This window comes from Streptomyces sp. NPDC058691 (genome assembly GCF_042714775.1).
Taxonomy (GTDB): Bacteria; Actinomycetota; Actinomycetes; order Streptomycetales; family Streptomycetaceae; genus Actinacidiphila.
Genome location: NZ_JBHXSO010000011.1, coordinates 129,820 through 154,393, shown reverse-complemented (window position 1 = coordinate 154,393; position 24,574 = coordinate 129,820). Strand labels below are relative to the sequence as shown.

Below are 24,574 nucleotides of genomic sequence, written 5' to 3'. Positions count from 1 at the left end.
CCCCCGTGGGGTCCGCCCGGTGTTTCCCGGATCGGGCGGGCGGACCGGGGGCGTCATCCGCAGGTGCGGTTGCGGTTGATGCAGCTGACGACCTGGTTCATCAGGTTCGCCGGCATGAAGTTGGCGAAGTCCGCGTGGTCGGTCACCGGCTTGTGCTGCTGCTCGGGGAAGCTGTCGACCGCGTAGTTCGGACCCTGCGGCACCTGGTAGGTCAGGCGCATCTGGAGCTGGGGGACCGCCTTGGTGCCGGCCGGGCACTGGCCCGCGCCGTCGGGGAAGACGATGTGCGTGCGGTGGTTGGCGCTGTCGGTGTTCACGCCGTCCCAGCAGCTGGGGAAGTTCAGCGTGCGGACCACCTGGCTGCCCCGCGGGCACAGCGGGTACTTGTCGGTGAGCTGGCGGTTCTCGAAGCCCGTGCAGCTCCACGACGCCTTGGCGTTGGCGACGCCGTTCGTGAAGGACTTGGCGTCACCGGTGATGACCTTCAGGGTGGACGGCATGCCGACCACCTTGGCGGTCGGGTTGCCCTTGAAGGTCAGGCTGACCGACCGGGCCTGGAGGATGGTGCCGGTGTTGCCGTCGGCGTCGGGCGCGTCGTTGGCGGTGCGGGTGCGCAGCACCGGCCAGAAGTACGCCGACTTGTCGCCGCGGGCACAGGTGGTGCCGCCCGCCGCCAGCGTCTCGTTGGTCGAGAAGCCGTCGGTGGTCAGGTTGCCCACGTAGTCGTGGACGTGGTGCGCGCCATTGGAGACGCCGGGGGCCACGATGAAGTTGTCGGGGTTGTTGTGCTTGTTCTCGTTGCGTCCGCAGCGCGCGGTGAAGGCGCCGCGCGAGGCGCTTCGCTGGAAGGCCGCCCGCTGGGCGTTCGGCTGGACGGAGCGGATGTCCGCGAAGTCCGCCGCGACCGGCCCGTTGGTCTGCGTACCGCCGGCGGGGGCCGAGGCCGAGGCCGACGCCGAGGCGGAGGCCGACGGCGCGGCGGTCCCGCCGTTCTGGCCGCCGTTGTTCTGGTTCCCTCCGGTGTTCCCTGTGTCGGCCTTCGTGCTGTTCCACGGGCTGGGCTTCTGCCACCCGTTGGAGTGGCCGGAGGAGGGCCGCCAGTGGGCCGAGGCCGAGCCGGTGACCAGGGCGAAGGTGCCGCCGGAGCCGAGCAGTGCCAGCACGGCTATCAGCACGAGTTGTTTGGTGCTCAACCTGCGCCGGTGGTTCATCTGTTGTCGTGTGGGCATGGATAGCTCATTTCTACTGCGACGGCTGGGGTGAGGACGCCGCGGGAGGGAGGGAGTACGTGGGGGACGGGGTGACGATGAAGGTCGGTTCTCCGGGGGCAGGGGAGACCGGTATCGCGGCCGCGGGGTTGGTCGGGCTCGCGGTGGTGTCGACGGAGATCTGGTCGAAGTTCACCAGCCCGGTCTTCTCCAGGACGGTGATGTGATCGAGCACCGTCGTGTTCGCCTGGTCCGCGAGCTGGCGGACCAGTGAGTTCCGGGTGGTGGCACGAACCTGCGCCACGACCGAGAACACCTGGCCGTGGGCGAGCCTCAGGATGTTCGCGAACTTCTGGTCGAAGTCCTTTCCATTGGCCGCGGACAAAGTGGCCAGAAAGCCCATTTGCTGGGGAGTGGGCTGATTGGGCAGCGTGATGCCCAATTGGGGAGCGACCGTTCGGCACGTCGAGTCCAGGCCCGTGTGCCCGTCGATCAGATGTTGCCCCGCGCGTTTGACGGCGGAGGTCGTCCCCTTCTGCAGGGCCATTTGTCCGGCCGGGAACTCCCACAGGCCGGCCAGTCGCACCTTGGTGACGAAGGTGCGGTCCAGCTGGGTGAGTGGACCGTACTGCGTGGAGACCGTCTGGGCGGCGGCCGCGGTGACGGAGGGGCTGTTCAGCCCCGACATGACCGGGTAGGCCAGCGCGGCCAGGGTGACCACGAAAGCCCCGACCACAAGGCTCAGTCCGGTGGCGTAACGGGTGGATCGCATGGGACCGCACGTTAGTGCGTTTGACGCCGTCCAGGCGAGTTAACATCACGTATTCGCGAATCCCGGGAATCGCCGTGCTGTTCTTGGTACGTTGTCGTGTTTCCCGGTGAACGGCCTCCGCGGGCATTTGCGCCGCAGGTCGGAGGCCTGTTGAAAAAGATTATGGCAGCTTTGAACGGAGCGTGTCCCGCATACGTATGAATACGTGTGAGGGCTGTCGCGTGATCACGGTTCGGTGCCGCAACAGCCGCCGTTGCCAGCCGGTCAAAGGCGCCGGACCCGAGCGTTCCCGCCACCAGATGTGGAGTTGGCGCAGGGCCTCGGAGTCGGGCACGCCGGCCGGGCCGCCGGCCCCGTCGAGCAGATGGGCGGCGAAGTCGAGGGCGTCACGCCGGTAACCCCCGCCGAGCGGGCGGACGGTGGCGTAGCGCAGGAACGCGGGCCGGTAGACCGGGCCGAGGATCTCCGGCAGTTCGGGCGCGACCTTCGCCACGATGCCGGCGCGCTTGGCCGCCAGGGCGCGGCTCTGCACTCCGACCCGGACCCGGTCGAAGCCCTCGGGCACCGGGGTGCCGGCCACGAGCGCGGACAGCAGTGCCGTCTGGCGCAGGGCGAGCCGCTGCCGTGCGGCCGGCGCCGCCGGGGCGACAACCCCCGGCAGGGTGGGGGGTGCACCGGCCGCGGGCCGCGCCCCGGCCTCCACCACGCCCCGGACGGCGGCCAGTTCGGCCGCCAGTTCGTCCCCCGCGGGGAAGTCGTCGTCACGTTCCAGCAGTACGCCCGGCGGGCAGGCCCGCTCGTACAGCGCGGTCAGGATGTCCAGTACGGCCGCGGGCACGGGGTGGGCGTGGCTGTCGTGCCATACGCCGTCCTTCTCGTAGCCGCCCGCGACGTGGACGTAGGCGATGGCCCCGACGGGCAGCGCGTCCAGGGCGGCGATCGGGTCCTCGCCCCGGTTGACGTGGTTCGTGTGCAGGTTGGCCACGTCGATCAGCAGACGTACCCCGGTGCGCGCCACGAGTTCGGCGAGGAACGCGCCCTCGCTCATCTCCTCGTCCGGCCAGGCGACCAGTGCGGCGATGTTCTCCAGCGCGAGCGGCACGGGCAGCGCGTCCTGGGCGATGCGCACGTTCTCGCAGAGCACGTCCAGCGCGTCGCGGGTGCGCGGCACCGGCAGCAGGTGCCCGGCCTCCAGGGCGGCGGAGCCGGTCGGTTCGCCGCCGCCGCGCACGAAGGCGATGTGCTCGGTCACCAGCGGCGCCCCCAGCGCCTCCACGCGCTGCGCGAGCGCGGCCAGCCGTTCCGGGCCGGGCCGCTCGGCGCCCCCGAGGCCGAGCGACACCCCGTGCGGGACGACGGTGACGCCGCGCTCGCGCAGCCGTACCAGGGAGTCGGGGACATGGCCCGGACACACGTTCTCGGCGACCGCCTCGACCCAGTCGACGCGGCCGGCCTCCGCCAGCGCCTCGACGGTGTCCGCGATCTCCGGACGCCAGCCGATCCCCGTGCCCAGCATCGAGTGCTCCACCACCGGTCCCCCTTCCTCCTGCCGGGGTTGTGGCCCCGCGGAAGCGGCACGAACCGTGCCGGCCGGTGGTTCAGAGCTTGATTTGAGCTTCGCGCGCGGCGGCGGCCGCGGTCACCGCAGCGCCGGGTGGTCCGCCACGACCGTGCACGACCCCGGGGCGATCTCGGTGAATCCCGCGTCCCGCACGACGGGCAGCCCGCCGGAGACGAGCGACCGCCACTGCTCCGGCCGCGCGGTGCGCACGGCGAGCGCGAAGCCGGCCTCCCGCCACAGCTCCCGGTCGCCGGCGGACAGCGCGAGCCAGGCGAGCTGCGCGCCGTGCCCGGCCTGCGCCATGGCCTTGCCCGCGGACATCTCCACGTCCGGGTTGAGCCAGAGCACGGGCGTGCCCGGCTCGGGCTCCGCGGGCACCTCGGGGTCCTCCAGCTCGGTCCCGGAGACCTGGAGCCGGGCCAGATCCTTCGGCCAGCCGTCCAGCGGCACCGGCGGGAAGACCCGCACCTCGGCCGACTTGCCCGTCACCGTGATCCCCGGCAGCGCCTCCGCGCGCCGCCACTCGGCGCCGCGGGCCCGCCGCACCACCTTGCGGATGCGGGCGTCCTCCCAGCCGTGCACGGCCTCGGCCCACTCGCCGTCCTCCGCCGTGGCGCGCCCGTCGGAACGCAGGGCCAGGACCGCGCGGGCGGCGGTCTCCAGGGCGTCGGTGCGGGCGGGCGGTGCGTCCCGCTCGATGCGGACGACCAGCGGAAGAACGAACTGGGGACGGCTGTCACGAGGATCGGTGCTCACCGCAACAGTCTGCCATCCGGCCCGGACGGGCTTGGCGGAGGCGATCCTTCCGGGCCAGGATGTGCCCCGTGCGCAGCGACCTCTTTGCGACCGAGAACACGGCGCAGCCGGCCACCGAGCCCGGCATGACCCTGCAGAACGCCAAATCGATCAAGTACGCCGTCAACGGCGAGTGCTTCGCGCGACAGGGCGCGATGATCGCCTTCCGCGGGAACCTGCAGTTCGAGGTGAAGGGGCAGGGCGTCGGCAAGTTCCTCAAGCGCGCCCTCACCGGCGAGGGCCTGCCGTTGATGACGGTGCGCGGCCAGGGCGAGGCCTGGTTCGCGCACGAGGCCGCCAACTGCTTCGTCATCGACATCGACCCGGGCGACAGCCTCACCATCAACGGCCGCAATGTGCTGGTCTTCGACGCGACGCTCGCCTACGAGATAAAGGTCGTCAAGGGCGCGGGCATGGTCGGCGGCGGCCTGTTCAACAGCGTGTTCACCGGCCACGGCCGCCTGGGCGTGATGTGCGAGGGCAACCCGATCGTCATCCCCGTGACCCCGCAGGCGCCGGTCTACGTCGACACCGACGCCGTCGTCGGCTGGAGCGCGCAGCTGCAGACCTCGCTGCACCGCTCGCAGAGCTTCGGCTCGATGCTGCGCGGCGGCTCGGGCGAGGCGGTCCAGCTGATGCTCCAGGGCGAGGGATTCGTGATCGTGCGTCCCAGCGAGTCGCAGCCGCACCAGCCCGGCGCCCACTGACGTGCGGCTGGAGGCGGTCGGCCGCCGCTACGGAGCGCGCGGGCCGTGGGTGCTGAGGGACGTGGACCTGGAGCTGCCCGGACGGCAGCTGCTGCGCGTCGAGGGCGCCAACGGCAGCGGGAAGTCGACCTTCCTGCGCGTCCTGGCCGGCATCGACCGCCCCACCGCCGGGCACGTCACCGGGCGCCCGCGCACCGCGTACGTGCCCGAGCGCTTCCCGCCCGCGCTGCCCTTCGACGCGCGGGGCTACCTCGTCCACCTCGGGCGCGTGCACGGCCTCGGCAGCCGTACCGCGGCCGACCGCGCCGAGCGGTGGCTGGAGCGCTTCGGCATCGCCCAGTACGCCCGTACGCCGCTGCGGGAGCTGTCCAAGGGCACGTGCCAGAAGGTCGCCGTCGCCCAGGCGCTGCTGGCCGAGCCGGAACTGCTCGTCCTGGACGAGGCGTGGACGGGCCTGGACCAGCCGGCGCGCGACGTGCTGGACGACGCCGTGCGCGCCACCGTGGCGGCGGGCGGCACGGCCGTCTTCGTCGACCACGACCTCCGGCGGCTGGCCGGAGACACCACGGCGGCGCACCGCGTGGAGGACGCCCGGCTCGTGCCCGCGCCCGTGCCCCACGACGGGGACGCCGGGCCGCTGGTGGTCGTCGAGGCCTTCGGGGGCGGGGAACCGCCCGCGGGCCTGCACCATGGGACGACCGCCCCCGGCACGCTCCGGCTGACCGTCCCCGCCCGTGAATCCGACGCCGTCCTGCGGCGGTTGCTCGACGCGGACCCGCCCTGGCACATCCGGGCGGTCCGCCCGGCGGGCGGGCCACCGGAGGACTCATGACCGCGCTGCTGCGCTACCAGACCGCCCTGCTGCTGCGTTCGTACCGCTGGCTGCCGCCGCTCCTGCTCTACGCCGCCGTCCTCGCGATCGGCCTCACCGCGGGGCCGCAGCCGCTGCTGGACTCCCTCGGCTGGAGCGCGGCCGCGCTGCTCCCGGCCGCCGCGTGGCTGGTGCGCGTCTGCGTCACCGGCGAGCCTCCGGCGGCCCGCGCGTGCGCGGCTGCGGCCACGGGACCGGCGCGGGCGCATGCGGCGGCGGTGCTGGCCGCGCTGGTGTGCTCGGCAGTGACGGGCTTCGCGGGCACGGGCATCGTGCTGTGGGTCGCCGATCCGCACACCACTGACCACCTCAAGGCCGTCCCGGTGGGGCCGGCCGCGGTCTCGGGTGTGCTGACGGCCTTGGTGTCGGCGCTCCTGGGCACGGCGGTGGGCGCGCTCACCAATCCGCCCGTGCTGCTCCGTCCGGGCTGGGCGGTGCCCGTCACCACGGGCGCCGCGGTCCTGGTCCTCGTCGCCGCCGGTTCGCCCGCCAACGCCGCCGTCCGCGAACTGGTCGCGGCCTCGCACACCGGCCACGTCCCCTACCCGCTGCTCCCGCTCCTGGCCGCCGCGGTCGTCGCCGCGGGCGCCGCGGCGGTGGCGGGCCTGCTCAGCTCCCGCCGCGGATGACGGAGCGTCAGTTCTCCAGGGTCATGCGCACGCTCAGCGCCACCAGCACCCCGCCCGAGACGAATTCGAGCCGGCGGCGGACGGCGGCCCGGCCGAACACGGACCTCAGCCGGTCGACGAACCGGCCGTACGAGCCGTAGTACCCGACCTCGAAGATCGCCCACAGCGCCGCCAGCCCCGCCATCGTGGGCAGTTGGGGCGCTCCCGCGGGCACGAACTGAGGGAGGAAGGACATCGCGAAGACGGCCGCCTTGGGGTTGGCCAGGTTCATGCCGAGCCCGGCCCGGTACGCCGCCCACGGTGTCACGGCGGCGGCCCGCGGCTCCGGTTCCGCCTCGTCGCCCCCACGACCGCGGCGGGCCGCCCGCAGCGCCTGGACACCGGACCAGAGGAGCACCGCCGCGCCCACGATCCGCACGGCGTCGTACGCGGTCTGCGAGGCCGCCAGCAGCGCGGTGAGACCGAGGGCCGCAGAAAGGCCCCACAGGAACACGCCCGTCTCGTTGCCGAGCACGGTCATGAAGCCTGCGCGGCGGCTGCGCAGCGAGTGGCGGATGATCAGTACGGTGCTCGGTCCCGGGGCGGCTGCGATCAGCAGGCAGGCTCCCAGGAGGGGCAGCAGGAAGGTGGGCATCCCCACAGTGTGGGACAGCCGCCCGTGCCGGTACGGGACCTTTTCACGGGGCCGGCGCCGCCCGGGGTCCGGGCGGCGCCTCCTCGGGTCAGCCCTGCGCGGGCTGCATCCGCAGCGAGATCGAGTTGATGCAGTACCGCTGGTCGGTGGGCGTCGGGTACCCCTCGCCCTCGAAGACGTGGCCCAGGTGCGAGCCGCAGCGGGCGCAGCGCACCTCGGTGCGGACCATGCCCATCGAGCGGTCCTCGATCAGCTCCACGGCCTTGCTGTCCCGCGGGTCGTAGAAGGACGGCCAGCCGCAGTGGGACTCGAACTTGGTGTCGGAGGTGAAGAGCTCCGCGCCGCAGGCGCGGCAGGAGTAGACGCCCTCGGCCTTGGTGTCGGTGTACTCACCGGTGAACGCGGGCTCCGTCCCGGCCTTGCGGAGGACGGCGTACTCCTGCGGCGTCAGCTCCTCGCGCCACTGCTCCTCGGACTTGTCGACTTCGTACGCCATGGTGTCCTCTCCCTCGTGTCCCTCGTGCTCAGCTCTCCAGTCGGGCCAGGATCCGCGGACCGAGGTCCGTCACGTCTCCTGCGCCCATGGTGAGAACAAGGTCGCCGGGCCCCGCCATTCCGGCCACCAGCGCGGGCACGGCGTCCTTGTCGTGCTCCCCGGTGACGTCCGCGCCGTGGGCGGTCGCCGCGTCGATGATCAGGGCACTGGTGACGCCGGGGATCGGGTCCTCGCGGGCCGGGTAGATGTCCAGCACCACGGAGGCGTCGGCCAGCCCCAGGGCCTCGCCCATCTCGCGGCCGAGCTCCTGGGTGCGGCTGAACAGATGCGGCTGGAACACCACCAGGATGCGCCGGTCGCCCGCGGCCTCGCGCAGCGCCTCCAGGTCGGCGGTCATCTCCGTGGGGTGGTGCGCGTAGGAGTCGATCACCTGCACGCCGCCCGCGGTGCCCTTCAGCTGCAGGCGGCGCTTGACGCCGGTGTACGTGCCGAGCGCCTTGGCCAGGTCCTCCGCCGGGACGTCCAGCGCGATGCCGGCGGCCAGCGCGGCGACCGCGTTGTGCGCGTAGTGGCGGCCGGGGACGGAGACGGTGAAGGTGTGCTCCCGGCCGCCGAGGCACACGGTGACCTCGCTCGCCATGCCCTGCGGGGTGATCCGGGCGATCCTGAGGTCCGCGTCGGCGTCCTCGCCGACCTTGACCACGGTCAGGCCCTCGCGGCCGGCGACCCGGGCGGCGAGCTCGCGCGCCCCGGAGTGCTCGCCGACGACCAGGGTGCCGCCGGGGACGATCTTGCCGACGAAGGTCTCGAAGGACTCGTGGATCTCGTCCATCGAGGCGTAGTTCGCGTGGTGGTCCAGCTCCACGTTGAGCACGATCGCCACCTCGGGGTCGTACTTCTGGAAGCTGCGGTCGCTCTCGTCCGCCTCCGCCACGAAGATCTCGCCCGTGCCGTGGTGCGCGTTGGAACCCGGGGCGTCCAGGTCGCCGCCGATGGCGTACGAGGGGTCCAGACCCAGCGCCGACAGGCTCACCGCGAGCATGGAGGTGGTGGTGGTCTTGCCGTGCGTGCCGGCCACCGCGATCGGGCGCAGGCCCACCATGAGCGCGGCGAGCGCGTCGGAGCGGTGCACCACCGGGACGCCGCGCTCGCGCGCGGCCGCCAGCTCGGGGTTGTCGTCCCGGATCGCGCTGGAGACGACCACGCAGGTGGCGTCCGGCGCAAGGTGCTCCGCGGCGTGCCCGATGTGCACGGTCGCGCCGAGTGCCCGCAGCGCCTGCGCCGTCTCCGAGTCCCTGGCGTCACTGCCCGCGACGCTCGCGCCGCGCTGGGCCAGGATCTTCGCGATGCCCGACATCCCGGCGCCGCCGATCCCGATGAAGTGCGGTCGGTCCATGGCGGGGGGAAGGGTGGGGCTCATGCGCGCTGCTCCCTGCGTGCTCGGGCGGGTGCCGTGTGGTCGGGCCACCTCCGATTCTTCCATCCGCGCGGGGCGGGGGACGCCCGTCCCCCGCCCCCGCCGCTCAGTCCTCGGCGTTGTGGGCGAACAGCTTCAGGACCGGGACGCCGACCTTGTGGCGGGCCCGTGAGGTCCAGTCGCGGTGGAAGAACTCCTCGACCAGGTGCGGTGCGGTCAGGACGATCACCTCGTCGGCGTGGGTCTGCTCGACGACGGACTTCAGCAGCTCGATCGGGTGGCTCTCGACGACCTCCCCGACCGCCTCCGAGCCGTGGTCGCGCAGCGCCTTCAGGCTGTGGTTCAGCGCGCGTTCGGCAGGCAGCAGGGCGTCCTCGCCCTCGGGCCGGTCGTGCTCGTGGACCGCCTTGTCGAGTTCACCGAGGGCGACGTCGTCGATGGACCGCAGCAGCCGGTCCTGATCTCCGCGGGGTTGCATCAGTACGACGAAGGAGACGGGCTCGTCGCCGTGGAGGGTGGTGACCAGTTCCACGTCGGCGGGGACGAGTGGCTGCTCGATCATGAGTACGGTCGTGAACACGGACGCGTCCTTCTTTCTCGCGGCCCCTCGGGCCGGTGACGGGAACCATCCTGCCCTGTCCGCCTGGGGAGCACGCGGTGAGGTCTCCCCGAGGTCTCCCCGCACGGCGACAAGCCGATGGTGCATGGCGACGGATCGGCGCACGGCCCGCGCCGGATGCCCGGCACGCCGCCGTCCGTCATCCGCGCGTGTAGCGCGTGAACAGGAACCCGTCCTCCTCCAGAATCGACACAGGGGAGAGGCGGACGGGCTCCGCGACGCCGGGGCCGTTCATGATCCGCATCGCGTCCCCGGCGGTCAGCAGGGGGGCGATGGTCAGGCAGAACTCGTCGATCACCCCGGCCGCGGCGAACTGCGCCAGCAGCCGCGGGCCGCCCTCGGTGAGCATCCGCCGCAGTCCGAGCGCGGCGAGCTCCCGCTTGGCGCGGGCCGGTTCCACACCGGCCCCGTCGCCCGCGACGATCACCCGCGCCCCGGCCTTCTCCGCTTCCGCCACCCGGTCGGCAGGGGCATCGGCGCCGGTCAGCACCAGGGTCGGCACCAGCGGCGAGGTGAACAGCGGCAACGAGAAGTCCAGGTCCAGCCGGGCGCTCACCACGGCGATCACCGCGGCCGGCGGCTGCCCGGCAGCCGCGCGCCGGGCAGCGAACACCTCGCGGGCCCGGGCCGGGCGGTAGCCCTCCTGGCGAACCGTTTCCGCGCCGACCACCACCACGTCGGCCAGCGCCCGCAGCACCCCGAAGACGCGCATGTCGGCCTCCGACGACAGCGGCTGCGACCGCCCGTCGTGCCGCGCCGCGCCGTCCAGTGACGCCACCATGTTCGCCCTCAGCCACGGAAGCCCGTCTGCCCCGGCCGGGTACGCGTACGCGTCGGCCAGGGACTCCGGTGTGTCAAGGGCCCCGCCGAGCGGTGCGGCGGCGGTCCGACGGTCCTCGGACGGGGGGAAAAGGCGGCGCATGGCAGCAGTCTTCCACGCGCCCCCGGCGGCGTGGGGTGGACCACACGGGGCCGGGGGACCCCCTGCGAGGCACTACTGTGGAGAGCTGTGTCCTCGCCCTACGCCGCAGCGCCCGAAACCACGCCGATACCCGGTGGTGAACACCCCGTGTCGCTGAGCGGCCGTGAGCCGCAGGTGCCGGCCGGCCGGCTGGTGGCGGAGATGGTCCCGCCCCCCAGGTTCGACTCGGTGCGCTTCGAGAACTACATCCCGGACCCGGGGCAGCCCAGCCAGGCGGAGGCCGTGCGCGTGCTCGCCGGCTTCGCAGCGGCGACGGGCACGCCCGCGGGCCCCGGGCCCAAGCGCTGGTTCCGCCGTGCGGCGGCCCCGGCCGCGCCCGCCGGCCCCGGCGGGGTCTACCTCGACGGCGGCTACGGCGTCGGCAAGACGCATCTGCTCGCCTCGCTCTGGCACGCCACCGACGCGCCGCGCGAGCAGAAGGCCTTCGGCACCTTCGTGGAGCTGACCAACCTCGTCGGCGCCCTCGGTTTCCAGCAGGCCGTCCAGGCGCTCAGCGGGCACCGGCTGGTCTGCATCGACGAGTTCGAGCTCGACGACCCCGGCGACACCGTGCTGGTCTCCACGCTGCTCGGCAAGCTCGCCGACGCCGGCGTGCGACTCGCCGCCACTTCCAACACCCTGCCCGGCAAGCTCGGCGAGGGCCGTTTCGCCGCCGCGGACTTCCTGCGCGAGATCCAGGGCCTGTCGGCCCGCTTCCTGTCCCTGCGCATCGACGGGCAGGACTACCGCCACCGCGGTCTGCCCGAGGCCCCGGCCCCGTTCTCCGACGACGAGGTCACCGCCGCCGCCGGCCGCACCGCCGGTGCCTCGCTCGACGACTTCCCCACCCTGCTGGCGCATCTCGCCCGGGTCCACCCCAGCCGCTACGGCGCCCTCTGCGACGGCGTGGAGGCGGTCTTCCTGCGCGGCGTCGAACCCGTCCAGGACCAGGCGACCGCGCTGCGCCTGGTCGTCCTGGCCGACCGGCTCTACGACCGCGAGGTCTCTGTCATGGCCTCCGGCCGGCCCTTCGACCGCATCTTCAGCGAGGAGATGCTCGCCGGCGGCTATCGCAAGAAGTACTTCCGGGCGATCTCCCGGCTCACCGCCCTGGCCCGCGACGCGGCGCGCCTGGCGGACTGACGGACCTGGCGAACCCCGGTACGGGGAACGGCGCGGCGTCCGGCGGCCTGGATCGGGTGATCTCCGGTACGGGGAAGCGGGCGGCGAGAGCCTCGGGCCCCGTGGGCCGGGTGCCGCTCGGGTATGCGGCACGGCCCGCTTGCGTACCTCGCGCGTCGCCACACCCTGCGGTCCGTTCCGGGCGGCTCTCGTGGCGCATCGCCCCGGCCCGCGACGCCGCGCCCGGCCGGATCGGGTGAGCTCCGGTACGGGAATCCGTGCGAGCGGCGGGCACGGAGAGCGCGTGCGGCCGCCCGGGACGGGGAGAGGCCGATGCCCCCGAGGAGGGGCCGGTTCGGGCTGCCGTCGCCGGGCGGCACGTCATCGCGGCGTTCCGCGGCCGACCGCCGCCGGGCCTGGGTGCCCGGCGCCACGGGCTCCCGAGCGAACGGGCACTGGGCCTTCCGGCGGAGCGCACTTGGGCGCCGGGCCGCGTCCGTTGGCGGGCGTCACGGATCCGTCGGACCATCGGATAAACCATCTGATGCCTGGGAGGGCGCCGTGCCGAATCGACCGGCCGCAGCGAACGGACTGCGCTCGCTGCTCCGGGTCCCTCCGGCCGGCGGGCCCGTCCGGCTCCGCGCGTACGACACCCGCGCCACCCCTGGCGGCCCGGCCGGCAAGAGCCAGGCGCGGGAGGCCGTGCCCTATGCGCGGGACCGCCTGACCGCGTTGCAGGAACGCCTCTTCGCCCAGGCCACGGCGGGCGATCCGCGCTCCGTCCTCGTCGTCCTCCAGGGCAGCGACACCTCCGGCAAGGGCGGTGCCGTCCGCCACCTCGCCGGCCTGCTCAACCCGGCCGGCTGCCGCATCACCGCGTTCAAGGCGCCCACGGCCGAGGAGAAGTCGCACCCCTTCCTCTGGCGGATCAAGCGCGCCCTCCCGCACGCCGGGCAGATCGGCATCTTCGACCGCTCCCACTACGAGGACGTGCTCGCCGCCCGCGTCCGCGGCCTCGTCCCCCGGGAGGTCTGGGAGGAGCGCTTCGAGACCATCAACTCCTTCGAGGCCTCCCTCGCCGACGACGGCGTCAGCGTCGTCAAGATCTTCCTCCACATCGGCTACGCCGAGCAGCGCGCCCGCCTGCTCGCGCGCCTCGACAACCCGTGCAAGCGCTGGAAGTTCACCCCTGCCGACCTCGACGACCGCGCCCTGTGGCCCGCCTACCAGAAGGCGTACGAGGCCGTGCTGCACCGCTGTTCCACCGAGACCGCCCCCTGGTACGTCGTGCCCGCGGACCGCAAGTGGTACCGCGACTGGGCGGTGGGCCGGCTGCTCATGGAGCACCTGGAGCTCATCGACCCCAAGTGCCCGCCCGCGGCCTTCGACGTGGAGTACGCCCGCAAGCGGCTGCTCGGGGACTGAACGGGCGGCGGCCACCGCCCGGTTCAGGCCGGGGGCCGCTGTTCGCGCAGGACCGCGACACCGTGACCCGGCAGGGAGAGGAAGCGGGAGCCGGCGGGGACGGCGCAGGGCTGCCAGGAGGCGAGCACCTCGTAGCCGGGGGCCCCGCCCCGGGCGGCGTCGTGCAGGGGGACCTCGGCGGCCTCGGGGGAGAGGTTCACCGCGATGCGGAACGGGCCGCGCTCCAGGCACAGGGTGTGCTCGCCGGTGACCACCCGCACCGTGTCCAGCGCCGGGTCGGTCAGCGCCGGCTCGGCGTGCCGCAGGGCGATGAGACGGCGGTACCACGACAGCAGGGCGGCGTGCGGGGGACCGTCCGGCTCGGACCAGTCCAGGCAGGAGCGCAGCCGGGTCGCGGGGTCCTGCGGGTCCGGGATGTCCTCGGCGTTCCAGCCGTGCGAGGCGAACTCGCGGCGCCGGCCGCGGGTGATGGCGGCCGCCAGCTCGGGGTCACTGTGGTCGGTGAAGAACTGCCAGGGCGTGCGGGCGCCCCACTCCTCGCCCATGAAGAGCATGGGGGTGTACGGCGAGGTGAACACGAGCGCCGCGGCGGCCGCCAGCAGGCCCGCGGGCACGGTGGCGGCGAGCCGGTCGCCGGTGGCCCGGTTGCCGATCTGGTCGTGGGTCTGGGTGTACGCCAGGAAGCGGTACCCGGGCACGGTCGCGCGGTCGACGGGGCGGCCGTGCCGGCGGCCGCGGAAGCCGGAGTAGGTGCCGTCGTGGAAGAAGACGCCCTCCAGCACCTTGGCGAGGGCGGCGGCCGGCGCGACGGCGAAGTCCGCGTAGTAACCGGCGGATTCCCCGGTGACGGCCGCGTGCAGGCAGTGGTGGAAGTCGTCGTTCCACTGGGCGTGCACACCGAGGCCGCCCGCGTCGCGGGGGGTGGTGGTCAGCGGGTCGTTGCGGTCGGACTCGGCGATCAGGAACAGCGGCCGGCCCAGCGACGCCGACAGCCCGTCGACGGCCGTGGACAGCTCCTCCAGCAGGTGCACGGCGCGGGTGTCGACCAGCGCGTGCACGGCGTCGAGCCGTAGCCCGTCGAGGCGGTAGTCGCGCAGCCAGGACAGGGCGCTGCCGACGAGGAAGTCGCGGACCTCGTCGGAGCCCGGGGCGTCCAGGTTGACGGCGTCGCCCCAGGGGGTGTGGTGCCGGTCGGTGAAGTACGGTCCGAACCGCGGGAGGTAATTGCCGGACGGGCCGAGGTGGTTGTGGACGACGTCCAGCACCACTCCGAGCCCGTGGCCGTGTGCGGCGTCCACGAACCGCTTGAGGCCGTCCGGGCCCCCGTAGGGCTCGTGGACCGCCCACAGCGACACGCCCTCGTAGCCCCAGCCGTGGGTGCCGGGGAACGGGCACACCGGCATCAGCTCGATGTGCGTGATCCCCAACCCGGCCAGGTGCGGGAGGCGTTCGACCGCCGCGTCGAAGGTGCCGGCGGTGGTGAAGGTGCCCACGTGCAGCTCGTACAGGACCGCGCCCGGCAGCGGGCGGCCCGCCCAGTCGTGGGTCCAGTCGAAGACGCCGTGGTCGACGACCGCGCTCGCCCCGTCCGGGCCGTCCGGCTGGCGGCGGGAGCGGGGGTCGGGCAACGGCGGGCCCTCGTCGAGGGCGAACGCGTACCGCGAACCGTGCCCGGCGGGCACCTCGGCGCACCACCAGCCCTCGCGTCCGGGGTCGCGCTCCATGTCGTGAGCCCGTCCGTCGACCCGTACCTCCACCTCACCGGCGTCCGGTGCCCACACGTCGAAGCGCATGGGCACCATGCTGCCCGCCGGCCGGGGGATCACACCAGGTTGACGCGCTCCTGGGTGACCGGATAACCCGCCTTGGCGAAGTGCGCCGCCATCGGCAGGTTGGTCTGGTCGGTGGCGGCGGCTATCCGCTCCGCGCCGTGTCCGACCAGGTCGTGCGTGCACTCCACCAGCAGGTCGAAGGCGTAGCCGTGGCCGCGCTGCTCCGGCAGGACGCCGATGAAGCCGACGCAGAACGCGCCCGGATTGCGCCCGGGCACCTGGATGCCCGCGAGTTCGCCCTCGGGCGTGTACGCCAGCCGCCACCATTCGCGCGGCGACTGCAGCCAGTTGAGGAACTCCAGCTCCTCACGCGCCGCGGCGTCCGCCCCGTGCAGCCGCACGGCGCGGCGGGTGTGCGCGTCGAGGCTGCCGGCCCCGATGCGCTTGAGTACGTCGAGGATCACGGCGTCGTCCGGTTCCGGCCGGTACTCGAGCCGTCCGGTCCGCTCCGGCAGCCCGCACTCGGGCGTCCAGGTGTAGCGGTAGCGCTCGACGACCAGTTCCATGCCGGAGACGATCGCCGCGTCGATACGGGTCTGGGCGGCCTCCCGGACCTCCCGCCGCTCCCGCCAGCCGGGCGGCAGCAGCAGTTCGTACTCGGCCTTGAGCGGTGCCGTCCGCAGCAGTCGCACGGCCGCGTCGGCGTCGGTGAAGTCGAACCAGTCCAGGGCCAGCGGCTTGTCGTCGGTGGGACCGGCCCACCAGGCCGCGCGGGCGACGACCGTGCCGCCGCGCAGGGCCACCCAGGTCCAGTCGGGGCGGTACTCGCCGCCCTCGTCGGCCATGGCGTACGTGTGACCCATCAGGGACCGGCCGACCAGACCGGTGTCCTCGGGAACCAGGGAGTGGAAAAGATGCGTCTCACCCGCGACAAGCGGGCGGATGACCAGGTCGGTCATGACAGGAGAAGTCCTCACAGGAGAGTGGGGCGCTCCCGGTCAGACGGAGATCGCCCTGCGGACATCGGGGCGGGAGCGCTGAGTGGTGAACACGTACATGGCTTCCGCCTCCTTCCTCGGTCAAGGGCGTGCGAGCACCGTAGCCAGACCGACTCCCCGGCGTCCAATGCTTTTTGCGCGCGCGCCCGCCGGGCGCCGCGGCCGTCCTCCCGGTCAACGGCGCGCCGGTGCAGGGCTTCTGGACACTCCGGGGCGTTCGGCCCGACAATCACGCACGTGAGCCACGAGTTCCCGACCTATTCCGCGCCGCCGTCCGCGCCCGCGCCACGGCCCACCGAGGCGGAGCGCGAGCACGCCCTCGAGGTGCTGCGCGGGGGTGCCGTGGACGGACGGCTCTCGCACGACACCTTCCTGCACCGGGTGGAACTCGCCCTCACGGCCGGCCGCTCCGAAGAGCTGGACGCCCTCATCGCCGACCTCCCGCCCGCCGAGGGCCGGATGACGCGGCTGGGCCGGATGCTGGAGCGCGGCGTCGCCAAGATCTCCGCCCTCCAGGTCCGCATCCGCGACGCCTGGCAGGCCGAGAAGCTGCCCCCGTTGCTCTTCCCCGCCCCCGGGCCGATTCCGCTGCGCATAGGCCGGGACCTGTCCTGCGGCTTCCGCCTCAGCCACGCCTCCGCCTCCCGCATCCATGCCGAGCTGCGCCACGAGCACGGCATCTGGGTGCTGCGCGACCTCGGCTCCATGAACGGGACCTGGGTCAACGGGCGCCGGGTCATGGGCGCGGCCGTCGTGCGCCCCGGCGACCGGGTCACCTTCGGCGCCATGCACTTCCGCTTGGCGGCGCTCTGACGAGCGCGGCGCGGCCGCTGTCTCACCCCCCGATCAACGGCTCGTAGGGCCCGTGGTCGTCGTCGTCCACGTACGGCAGGAAGTCAGGCACCGTGCGTGCGGCGGTCGCCAGCAGCCGGGCCACCACCTCGTCCGCCGGCGGCGGCGTCAGCCCGAGGGCGGCGAGGACTTCCTGCCGGGCGCGGTCGAAGTCCGTCATGTCGGCGCGCACTTGGGCCTCCAGTTCGGGCAGCGGGAAGCCGGCGGCCGCGTCGCGCCACAGCGGGCACACGACCACCAGCTCCACCGCCTCCTCCAGACTCGCCCCGATGAGCGCCGCCTCGCCCTCGGAGTCCGCGTAGAGCACCGGCCGAGCGGGGTCGCCCTCCTTCCCCACCAGGAAGTACGTGCCTCCCGCGCCGTCCCCCGCTATCGGGTGCAGCGGATCGCCCGAGGGCAGGGTCAGTTCCTCCACCGGCGACCGCCGGCCGAGGTCGAAATCGCCCGGCCAGGCGAGGTACGCGACCACGGCCGGGTCGTTCTCGATGCGGGCGAGCAGGTCCTGCGGTGCGGCAGAGATGTGCGCCGAGTTCGATGCGTCCATGGGAAAAACGCTAGCCGCGGGGTCCGACAATCCGGTCCGCGCGGGCGCTCCGCCCTCAGTGGTCGACGTCGCGCACCAGCAGCCCCACGGGCAGCCGGTCCAGCAGCGCCTCCAACGGCAGCACGCCCTCGAACCGGCGGTCCGTCAGCACCTCCGTCCACACCCCCTCGGGCAGGACCAGTTCGGTGCCGCGCCAGCCGCCGGCCTCGGCCAGGCGCCGTGAGAGCCGGGTGACCACGGTCAGCGCCCGGCCGCCCCGGACGAAGGCGACGCAGTGCGCGCCGGCCGCGCCGCGGGCGTAGAGCGGCTCGTAGCCGGCCTCGGGGCCGGTGAACCACTGGGGCCGGGCGCGGCGCAGCCGCAGCGCGGCGACGGTGACGCGCCGCTTCTCGCTCGGCGGGCCGTCGGCCGCGCCGGGGTCGTAGGGCGCGCGGTTGGCGGGGTCGACGAGCAGCAGCTGCCGCTCCTCGTCGCCCTGGTACACATCCGGCACGCCCGGCATGGTCAGGTGCGCCAGGTGCGCGCCGAGGGCGTTGACGCGCTCCGGGGCCGCCAGCTCGTCCGCGATCCGCTCGGTGGCGAAGGCGGACGGGCCGCCGACCAGTTCCCTGGTGAAGTCCGTCAGTTCCTGCTCGTAGTCGGGCCGTTGGTCGGTCCACGCGGTGCGCAGACCCGCCTCGCGCTCGGACTTGAGCATGGTGGCGGCGACCAGGTCCGCGGCGGCCGGGTCGCAGAAGACCGCGGCGTACTGCCACGCCTGGTACTCCACATGCCGCTCGGGCAGCGGCATCCCGCGGCCGGTGAGGTACGCGCGCAGCTGCTCCGACGTCTCCGTCAGCCACCGCGCCCAGGGGCCGGGCAGCTCCGTGAGGGCGGCCAGGCGCGCGCGGACGTCGGCGCTGCGCTTGGTGTCGTGGGTGGAGCGCACGGTCCCGGTCAGCGGCCAGTCGGAGCGCAGCCGCTCGCAGAAGGCGTGGAACTCCTCGGGCGAGGTCGCCGGGCGGGCGGGGTCGCGGCCCACCTCGTTGAGGCACAGGAGCGGGTAGAAGCGGTAGAAGGCGGTGTCCTCGGCGGACTTGGCGCGCAACGCGGAGGAGACCTGGGCGAAGCGCACGGCGAAGTCGGCCGCGTCGTCCCCGATGTTCCCGCCGCCGTCCTCGCCAGTGGCTCCGCCACTGACCTCGCCGCTGACCTCGCCACCGTCCTGGGCGCCGCTCTCGTCGACGGCCGCGCCGCCGCCCTCGCGGCCGCCCACGAACCGTCCGAGCGCCAGGTCGCGGATCGTCTCGGCGGCCGGCAGCCCGGTGGCCTCGGCCGCGGCCTCCAGCAGCGCGACGTCCTCCTCGGGCGCCGGCTCGCCGGGCACGACGTACGGGCGGTAACGCGGCAGCCGCACCAGGGTCTCCCGGAGCGCCTCGCGCAGCACCCGCTCGTCCCCGCCGGTGGCCCGGACGGCGGCGCGGGTCAGCCGGTCCACCTCGGCGGCCAGGTCGTGGACGATGATCCGCAGCGCTGCTGCCCGCACGGTCGGCTCCCAGAGGCCGCCCCGGTCGGCGGCGGCGCCGGTGAACTCGCGGTAGAAGCCGGTGATCTCCTCGGCCCCGGCGGGGTCGGTGAACAGGCCGTCCAGGCGGTCGAGCGCGTCGTAGCCGGTGGTGCCTGCGCAGGCCCAGCCGGCCGGGAGGCGTTCGTCGCCGGTGAGGATCTTCTCCACGACCGTCCAGCGGCCGGCGGAGGCCTCGGCGAGCCGCCGCAGGTAGCCCGCCGGGTCGGCGAGGCCGTCGGGGTGGTCGATGCGCAGTCCGTCGGCCACGCCCTCGTCCAGCAGCCGCAGCAGCGTGGCGTGGGTGGCGGCGAAGACCTCGGGGTCCTCGACGCGGACGGCGATGAGCTCGGAGATGGTGAAGAAGCGCCGGTAGTTCAGTTCGGAGCGGGCCTGCCGCCACCACGCCAGCCGGTACCACTGGGCGTCCAGCAGGCGCCGCAGCGGCAGTTCCTCACTGCCCGGCCGCAGCGGGAAGGCGTGGTCGTGGTAGCGCAGCACGCGCTCACCGGCGTCCCGGTCGCGCTCCACGCGCAGGTCGCCGAGCACGTCCTCCAGGGGCGCGCCGAGCACCGGCAGCAGCAGCCGGTCGCCCTGGGCGGCCCAGTCGATGTCGAACCAGCGCGCGTACGGGGACCCCGGGCCCTCCCGGAGCACGTCCCACAGCGGCCGGGCCAGATACTCCGGCGCGGGCAACGCCATGTGATTGGGCACGACGTCCAGCACCAGGCCGAGGCCGTGCGACCGGGCGGTGCGGGCCAGCGACCGCAGACCCTTCTCGCCGCCCAGCTCCTCGCGCACCTGGGTGTGGTCCACGACGTCGTAGCCATGGGTGGAGCCGGGGACGGACTGCAGCACGGGGGAGAGGTGGAGGTGGGAGACACCGAGCGCGGCCAGATGGGGGACGACGGCCTCGGCGGCGGCGAAGGGGAAGTCCGGCTGGAGCTGCAGCCGGTAGGTGGCCGTCGGCACGGCGGGGGCGACAGCGGTCGGCGGGGTCGCGGCGCTTTCTGTCATAGCTTTCTGACTACCCCGCCGGCCGGTGTGCCCATCACACCGGGACGCCGGTTACGCCGGGCGTTGCAGCACCACCATGCTCCGGTCGGCCAGCCGCAGCCGGTCGCCCTGGGTGACCTTGCGCCCGGTCCCCGCCGGCACGCCCTCCGGCCGCTGGGTGTCCACGACGACCTGCCACTCCTTGCCGTGGTTGACCGGCACCACGAAGTCCAGGGGTTCGTGCCAGGCGTTGCACATCAGCAGGAAGGAGTCGTCGGCGATGCGCTCCCCGCGGTCGCCGGGCTCGGAGATCGCGCTGCCGTTGAGGAAGACCACCAAGGCGTTGGCCTGGGCCTCCCAGTCGTCCTGGGTCATCTCCTCACCCTCAGGGGTGAACCAGGCGATGTCCGAGAGCTCGTCGTGCGTGCCCTCCATCGGCCGCCCGTGGAAGAAGCGGCGGCGCCGGAAGACCGGGTGGTCGCGGCGGAGCCACACCATCTGCCGGGTGAACTCGTGCAGCTGCTCGGCCCTCGTGTCGCCCTCCTTGGGCCAGGGCACCCAGGCCAGCTCGTTGTCCTGGCAGTAGGCGTTGTTGTTGCCCTGCTGGCTGCGGCCGAACTCGTCGCCGTGGGAGACCATCGGCACACCCTGGGAGAGCATCAGGGTGGCGATGAAGTTGCGCATCTGGCGCTCGCGCAGGGCGAGCACGTCCTCGTCCTCGGTGTCGCCCTCGGCGCCGCAGTTCCAGGAGCGGTTGTGGCTCTCGCCGTCCCTGTTGTTCTCGCCGTTGGCCTCGTTGTGCTTCTCGTTGTACGACACCAGGTCGCGCAGGGTGAAGCCGTCGTGGCAGGTCACGAAGTTGATGGAGGCGAGCGGGCGGCGGCCGTCGTCCTGGTAGAGGTCCGACGAGCCGGTCAGCCGGGAGCCGAACTCGGCGAGCGTGGCGGGCTCCCCGCGCCACAGGTCGCGCACCGTGTCACGGAACTTGCCGTTCCACTCCGTCCACAGCGGGGGGAAGTTGCCCACCTGGTAGCCGCCCTCGCCGACGTCCCAGGGCTCGGCGATCAGCTTCACCTGGCTGACCACCGGGTCCTGCTGCACCAGGTCGAAGAACGACGACAGCCGGTCGACCTCGTGGAACTGCCGGGCGAGCGTCGCGGCGAGGTCGAAGCGGAAGCCGTCGACGTGCATCTCGGTGACCCAGTAGCGCAGCGAGTCCATGATCAACTGGAGCACGTGGGGGCTGCGCATCAGCAGCGAGTTGCCGGTGCCGGTGGTGTCCATGTAGTAGCGCGGGTCGTCGGCGAGCCGGTAGTACGAGGCGTTGTCGATGCCACGGAAGCACAGCGTCGGCCCCAGGTGGCTGCCCTCGGCGGTGTGGTTGTAGACCACGTCGAGGATCACCTCGATGCCGGCCTTGTGCAGCGCGCGCACCGCGGTCTTGAACTCCAGTACCTGCTGTCCGCGGTCGCCCATCGAGGAGTACGCGTTGTGCGGGGCGAAGAAGCCGAGGGTGTTGTAGCCCCAGTAATTGTGCAGTCCCTCGTCGACCAGACGGTGGTCGTGGACGAACTGGTGCACCGGCATCAGTTCCAGCGTGGTGACGCCGAGCTCCACCAGGTGGGAGATGACCGCCGGATGGGCGAGCGCCGCATAGGTGCCGCGGATCTCCTCCGGCAGCTCCGGATGGAGCATCGTCAGGCCGCGCACATGGGCCTCGTAGATGACGGTGCGGTGGTAGTCGATGCGCGGGCTGCGGTCGTCGGTCCAGTCGAAGTAGGGGTTCACCACCACGGAGGACATCGTGTGCGGCGCCGAGTCCAGGTCGTTGCGGGACTCCGGCTGCCCGAACCGGTAGCCGTACACCGCCTCGTCCCAGTCGATCGTGCCGCTTATCGCCTTCGCGTACGGGTCCAGGAGCAGCTTCGCCGAGTTGCAGCGGTGCCCCTGGGTGGGCTCATGGGGCCCGTGGACCCGGAAGCCGTACCGCTGACCGGGCATGATGCCCGGAACGTAGGCGTGGCGGACGAAGGCGTCGGCTTCACGCAGCTCGACGGCGGTCTCCGAACCGTCGTCGTGCAGCAGACACAGCTCGATCCGCTCCGCCGCCTCCGAGAAGACCGCGAAATTGGTGCCGGCGCCGTCGTACGTGGCGCCGAGGGGATATGCCTGACCCGGCCAGACCTGCATGTCGTCGACTCTTCCACTTCACTGCCGGGCGCCGGTAGGCCGCACCCCCGGTCACAACGTGCCGAAAGGGCATCGTCACGTACCCGCACCCGCGATGGCACGCGATTGACAGGATCTTCCCCGGTACGGGTGTCCCAATTCCCCTGCCTGCCGCAAGAATCCGTCCGCTGTGGGCAACCTGGGTCGTCTTGGCGTCATCTGAACAGGTGACAGTACGGCACAGGAGGTACATACGTGACAGATCAGGGGGAAAGCCGCGCCACGGGGAAATCGGGGGCGGCCGGACGCGGCGTCAGGCGCGTCTTATGGGGCGCCGGCGTCGCCGTCGCCGCCACCGCGGTGATGGCCGCCATCACCCTGCCGCGTGCCGCGTCCGCGGGCGACGACCACTCCACGACGGCCGGTTCCGCCGCCCCGTCCGGAGCGCCCGGGCAGCACGGCACAGGCACAGGTACAGGCAATGGCAGCGGCGCCGGCCCCGGCGCCGTGACGGAGATTCAGGCGCCCCAGGGCGGACAGCACACCGGACGAGGGCCCCTGACCAAGGCCGAGGTCGACCGTGCGAAGTTCATAGCCCTGCAGCGCGACGGCCTGCGCAGCGCGCAGGACGTGGACGGCGGGCGCGGGCCGGAGTACCTCGACACCGACCTCGCGGACCCGGCGGACGACGCCGCGCAGACCGATGAGGACCGCCGGGTCGAGGTGCTGTTCTACGACTACGGCCACGACCGGCTGGTGAAGAAGACCGTCAACCTCACCAGCGGCACCGTCGAGCACACCGACACCGCCTCCGGCCTGCAGCCGCCTCCCTCCGGGGACGAGACCGCCGAGGCGGCCGCGCTGCTCATCGAGGACCCGCTCGGCGAGGGACTGCGGACCGACTTCGCCGCGGCCGCCAAGGGAACCCCACTCACCTCGCCCGGTCAGCTGCGGCTGCGCGGCATCTCCTTCAACACCGCGGAACAGTCCGCACCGGCCGCCTTGCGCAAATGCGGCGAGCACCGGTGCGTACGCCTGTTCACACAGGTGAAGGACGGGCCGTGGATCGACACGACCCGGTTCGTCGTCGACCTCAGCGACCGCACCGTCGGCCGGATCCACTAAGAGCGGAGAGCCAGCAACCATGCGCACCGCACACGTGCGCCGGGCCGTCGGTACGGCCTCGGCGCTCCTGCTCCTGCCCGCGCTCGTCGTGGGGGCGGCGCCTGCCGCGGCCGCCCCCCAGGCGGCCGCCGCCTGCGGCACGGCCACCGCCATCAGCAAGAAGCTCTCCAATGGGACCACCTGGACCATGTGCTGGCGCATCAGCGGCACCAAGGGACTGGTCCTGGAGAAGATCGCCTACAAGCCGCGCAAGGAACCGCGGCCGATCAAGGTGCTGGACTCCGCGGCGCTCGCCCAGGTCAACGTGCCCTACGACTCGGGCCTGACCGAGTACAACGACCTGTCGGACATCGGCTTCGGCAACACGGCCGTCGACATCGGCCCCGAGGAGTGCCCCGGGGGCACCATCGGCTCCGCCTACGTCCCGCAGCAGGAACGCACCGTCAAGGCGCTGTGCACCACGACCGCGCCGCACGGCTACGCCTACCGCGGCGACGTCTACGACGACCAGGGCCACGCCAAGAAGTACACCAAGCAGGGCAGCGACCTGGTGGTGTTCTCCGTCTCGCAGCTCGGCTGGTACGAGTACGTCACCCAGTGGAACTTCTCCGACGACGGGACCCTCACCGCCAAGGTGGGGGCGACCGGCGACCTGTCGCCGTCCGACTACAGCGGCGAGGGCACCGGCTGGCCCATCGGCAAGGGCGGCCACGACCACGCCACCAGCCATTACCACTCCGTCTTCTGGCGGCTGGACTTCGCCGCGGACGGCTCCGCCCGCCCCAAGGTCGAGCAGTACGACACCAAGAAGGCCGGCCGGGGCAGCGGCTCCGCCGTCCTGAAGACCACCCGCACCCCGGTCACCAAGGAGCTGGCCGCCACCTCCGCGCTGCGCCGCTGGTGGCGCGTGGCCTCCACGGCCGGTGTGAACGCCGACCGGCATCCGCGCTCCTGGGAGCTGGTCCAGCAGCACTCCGACCACTACGACGCCCACGCCTACACCTCCAAGGACGTGTACGTCACCCAGTACCGCGCCTGCGAGGAACTGGCCAGCGGCAACAGCGACCCGGCCTGCGCCGGCCGGGGCACCTCGGTGGACCGGTGGACGGACGGCGAGACCCTCACCCACCCCGTGGTGTGGGTCAACGTCGGCTTCCACCACATCCCCCGCGACGAGGACCAGGCGCCCATGCCGATCCACTGGCAGGGCTTCCAGCTCGTGCCCCGGGACGTCACCGCGATGAGCCCGCTCACCCCGGACGACCTCTCCGGCCACAACGGCCGGGCGCACTGAGGGCTTTGGCAGGTGAAACGAGTAAGCATGTGGTGAAGTAGCGTCGTTACGGCTGCACCGCCCC

At 72.9% G+C, this 24,574-nt stretch carries 22 protein-coding genes; 8 read left to right on the top strand and 14 right to left on the bottom strand.

Annotation, left to right across the window (positions count from 1 at the left end; genetic code table 11):
* Positions 1 to 53: 53 nt before the first annotated feature.
* The 4 genes from ACFWVC_RS10865 to ACFWVC_RS10850 all read right to left on the bottom strand — a co-directional run bounded on the left by ACFWVC_RS10865 (position 54) and on the right by ACFWVC_RS10850 (position 4,297).
* Entirely contained in the window at positions 54 to 1,229 is a 1,176-nt protein-coding gene (locus ACFWVC_RS10865; protein ID WP_384281917.1) for a DUF1996 domain-containing protein, read from the bottom strand.
* A 13-nt stretch (positions 1,230 to 1,242) separates the two neighbouring features.
* Positions 1,243 to 1,980, bottom strand: coding sequence for a DUF4142 domain-containing protein (locus ACFWVC_RS10860; RefSeq protein ID WP_384281914.1), 738 nt, complete (start codon positions 1,978 to 1,980; stop codon positions 1,243 to 1,245).
* A gap of 160 nt (positions 1,981 to 2,140) precedes the next feature.
* Positions 2,141 to 3,496 carry a DUF692 domain-containing protein gene (locus ACFWVC_RS10855; protein ID WP_384281979.1) on the bottom strand — a complete coding sequence of 452 codons (1,356 nt, stop codon included), beginning with the start codon at positions 3,494 to 3,496 and terminating at the stop codon, positions 2,141 to 2,143.
* A 123-nt stretch (positions 3,497 to 3,619) separates the two neighbouring features.
* The gene (locus ACFWVC_RS10850; protein ID WP_384281910.1) at positions 3,620 to 4,297 is read right to left on the bottom strand and encodes a peptidyl-tRNA hydrolase; all 678 of its coding nucleotides are present in this window, start codon (positions 4,295 to 4,297) and stop codon (positions 3,620 to 3,622) included.
* A 68-nt stretch (positions 4,298 to 4,365) separates the two neighbouring features.
* Between ACFWVC_RS10850 and ACFWVC_RS10845 the strand changes: the two genes are divergently transcribed.
* Genes ACFWVC_RS10845 through ACFWVC_RS10835 form a run of 3 tightly spaced genes read left to right on the top strand, consistent with a single transcriptional unit; the run spans position 4,366 to position 6,543 of the window.
* Entirely contained in the window at positions 4,366 to 5,043 is a 678-nt protein-coding gene (locus ACFWVC_RS10845) for an AIM24 family protein (RefSeq protein ID WP_384281907.1), read from the top strand.
* 1 nt (position 5,044) lies between these two features.
* Positions 5,045 to 5,875, top strand: coding sequence for an ATP-binding cassette domain-containing protein (locus ACFWVC_RS10840; RefSeq protein WP_384281902.1), 831 nt, complete (start codon positions 5,045 to 5,047; stop codon positions 5,873 to 5,875).
* A complete protein-coding gene (locus ACFWVC_RS10835) occupies positions 5,872 to 6,543 on the top strand; it encodes an ABC transporter (protein ID WP_384281894.1) in 672 nt (223 codons plus the stop codon). Before ACFWVC_RS10840 ends, ACFWVC_RS10835 begins: the two co-directional genes overlap by 4 nt.
* A 7-nt stretch (positions 6,544 to 6,550) precedes the next feature.
* Here ACFWVC_RS10835 and ACFWVC_RS10830 read toward each other — a convergent pair whose 3' ends face one another.
* The 5 genes from ACFWVC_RS10830 to ACFWVC_RS10810 form a co-directional block, all read right to left on the bottom strand.
* Positions 6,551 to 7,177 carry a LysE family translocator gene (locus tag ACFWVC_RS10830; protein ID WP_384281890.1) on the bottom strand — a complete coding sequence of 209 codons (627 nt, stop codon included), beginning with the start codon at positions 7,175 to 7,177 and terminating at the stop codon, positions 6,551 to 6,553.
* Between the two features lie 88 nt (positions 7,178 to 7,265).
* Positions 7,266 to 7,673, bottom strand: a complete 408-nt coding sequence (msrB, locus tag ACFWVC_RS10825; protein WP_384281886.1) for a peptide-methionine (R)-S-oxide reductase MsrB — start codon at positions 7,671 to 7,673, stop codon at positions 7,266 to 7,268.
* A gap of 28 nt (positions 7,674 to 7,701) precedes the next feature.
* Positions 7,702 to 9,093: a UDP-N-acetylmuramate--L-alanine ligase gene (gene murC, locus ACFWVC_RS10820; RefSeq protein ID WP_384281883.1), complete on the bottom strand. Its 1,392-nt coding sequence runs from the start codon at positions 9,091 to 9,093 to the stop codon at positions 7,702 to 7,704.
* A gap of 103 nt (positions 9,094 to 9,196) precedes the next feature.
* Positions 9,197 to 9,670, bottom strand: a complete 474-nt coding sequence (locus ACFWVC_RS10815; RefSeq protein WP_384281880.1) for an indole-3-glycerol phosphate synthase — start codon at positions 9,668 to 9,670, stop codon at positions 9,197 to 9,199.
* 178 nt (positions 9,671 to 9,848) lie between these two features.
* Positions 9,849 to 10,631: a pyrimidine reductase family protein gene (locus ACFWVC_RS10810; protein WP_384281877.1), complete on the bottom strand. Its 783-nt coding sequence runs from the start codon at positions 10,629 to 10,631 to the stop codon at positions 9,849 to 9,851.
* A gap of 87 nt (positions 10,632 to 10,718) precedes the next feature.
* Between ACFWVC_RS10810 and zapE the strand changes: the two genes are divergently transcribed.
* Together zapE and ACFWVC_RS10800 are read left to right on the top strand one after the other, a co-directional pair.
* The gene (zapE, locus tag ACFWVC_RS10805; protein ID WP_384281874.1) at positions 10,719 to 11,813 is read left to right on the top strand and encodes a cell division protein ZapE; all 1,095 of its coding nucleotides are present in this window, start codon (positions 10,719 to 10,721) and stop codon (positions 11,811 to 11,813) included.
* 540 nt (positions 11,814 to 12,353) lie between these two features.
* Positions 12,354 to 13,217 carry a PPK2 family polyphosphate kinase gene (locus tag ACFWVC_RS10800; protein ID WP_384281871.1) on the top strand — a complete coding sequence of 288 codons (864 nt, stop codon included), beginning with the start codon at positions 12,354 to 12,356 and terminating at the stop codon, positions 13,215 to 13,217.
* 23 nt (positions 13,218 to 13,240) lie between these two features.
* Here ACFWVC_RS10800 and treZ read toward each other — a convergent pair whose 3' ends face one another.
* Both treZ and ACFWVC_RS10790 read right to left on the bottom strand, forming a co-directional pair.
* Positions 13,241 to 15,010, bottom strand: a complete 1,770-nt coding sequence (treZ, locus tag ACFWVC_RS10795) for a malto-oligosyltrehalose trehalohydrolase (protein ID WP_384281867.1) — start codon at positions 15,008 to 15,010, stop codon at positions 13,241 to 13,243.
* A gap of 29 nt (positions 15,011 to 15,039) precedes the next feature.
* Complete coding sequence (locus tag ACFWVC_RS10790; RefSeq protein WP_384281864.1) at positions 15,040 to 15,948, bottom strand: GNAT family N-acetyltransferase; 909 nt, start codon at positions 15,946 to 15,948, stop codon at positions 15,040 to 15,042.
* A gap of 276 nt (positions 15,949 to 16,224) precedes the next feature.
* Here ACFWVC_RS10790 and ACFWVC_RS10785 point away from each other — a divergent pair, with 276 nt between their 5' ends.
* Positions 16,225 to 16,800 carry an FHA domain-containing protein gene (locus ACFWVC_RS10785; protein ID WP_384281862.1) on the top strand — a complete coding sequence of 192 codons (576 nt, stop codon included), beginning with the start codon at positions 16,225 to 16,227 and terminating at the stop codon, positions 16,798 to 16,800.
* 22 nt (positions 16,801 to 16,822) lie between these two features.
* Here the strand turns inward: ACFWVC_RS10785 and ACFWVC_RS10780 are convergent, their stop codons facing one another.
* The 3 genes from ACFWVC_RS10780 to glgX are packed head-to-tail and all read right to left on the bottom strand — an operon-like array spanning position 16,823 to position 22,112.
* Positions 16,823 to 17,383, bottom strand: a complete 561-nt coding sequence (locus tag ACFWVC_RS10780) for a hypothetical protein (RefSeq protein WP_384281859.1) — start codon at positions 17,381 to 17,383, stop codon at positions 16,823 to 16,825.
* 55 nt (positions 17,384 to 17,438) lie between these two features.
* The gene (treY, locus tag ACFWVC_RS10775) at positions 17,439 to 19,943 is read right to left on the bottom strand and encodes a malto-oligosyltrehalose synthase (protein WP_384281856.1); all 2,505 of its coding nucleotides are present in this window, start codon (positions 19,941 to 19,943) and stop codon (positions 17,439 to 17,441) included.
* Between the two features lie 51 nt (positions 19,944 to 19,994).
* Entirely contained in the window at positions 19,995 to 22,112 is a 2,118-nt protein-coding gene (gene glgX / locus ACFWVC_RS10770; protein WP_384281853.1) for a glycogen debranching protein GlgX, read from the bottom strand.
* Positions 22,113 to 22,454: 342 nt separating this feature from the next.
* Between glgX and ACFWVC_RS10765 the strand changes: the two genes are divergently transcribed.
* Together ACFWVC_RS10765 and ACFWVC_RS10760 are read left to right on the top strand one after the other, a co-directional pair.
* The gene (locus ACFWVC_RS10765) at positions 22,455 to 23,216 is read left to right on the top strand and encodes a Tat pathway signal sequence domain protein (RefSeq protein ID WP_384281851.1); all 762 of its coding nucleotides are present in this window, start codon (positions 22,455 to 22,457) and stop codon (positions 23,214 to 23,216) included.
* A gap of 19 nt (positions 23,217 to 23,235) precedes the next feature.
* Positions 23,236 to 24,510 carry a copper amine oxidase gene (locus ACFWVC_RS10760; RefSeq protein WP_384281848.1) on the top strand — a complete coding sequence of 425 codons (1,275 nt, stop codon included), beginning with the start codon at positions 23,236 to 23,238 and terminating at the stop codon, positions 24,508 to 24,510.
* The last annotated feature ends 64 nt before the right edge of the window (positions 24,511 to 24,574 follow it).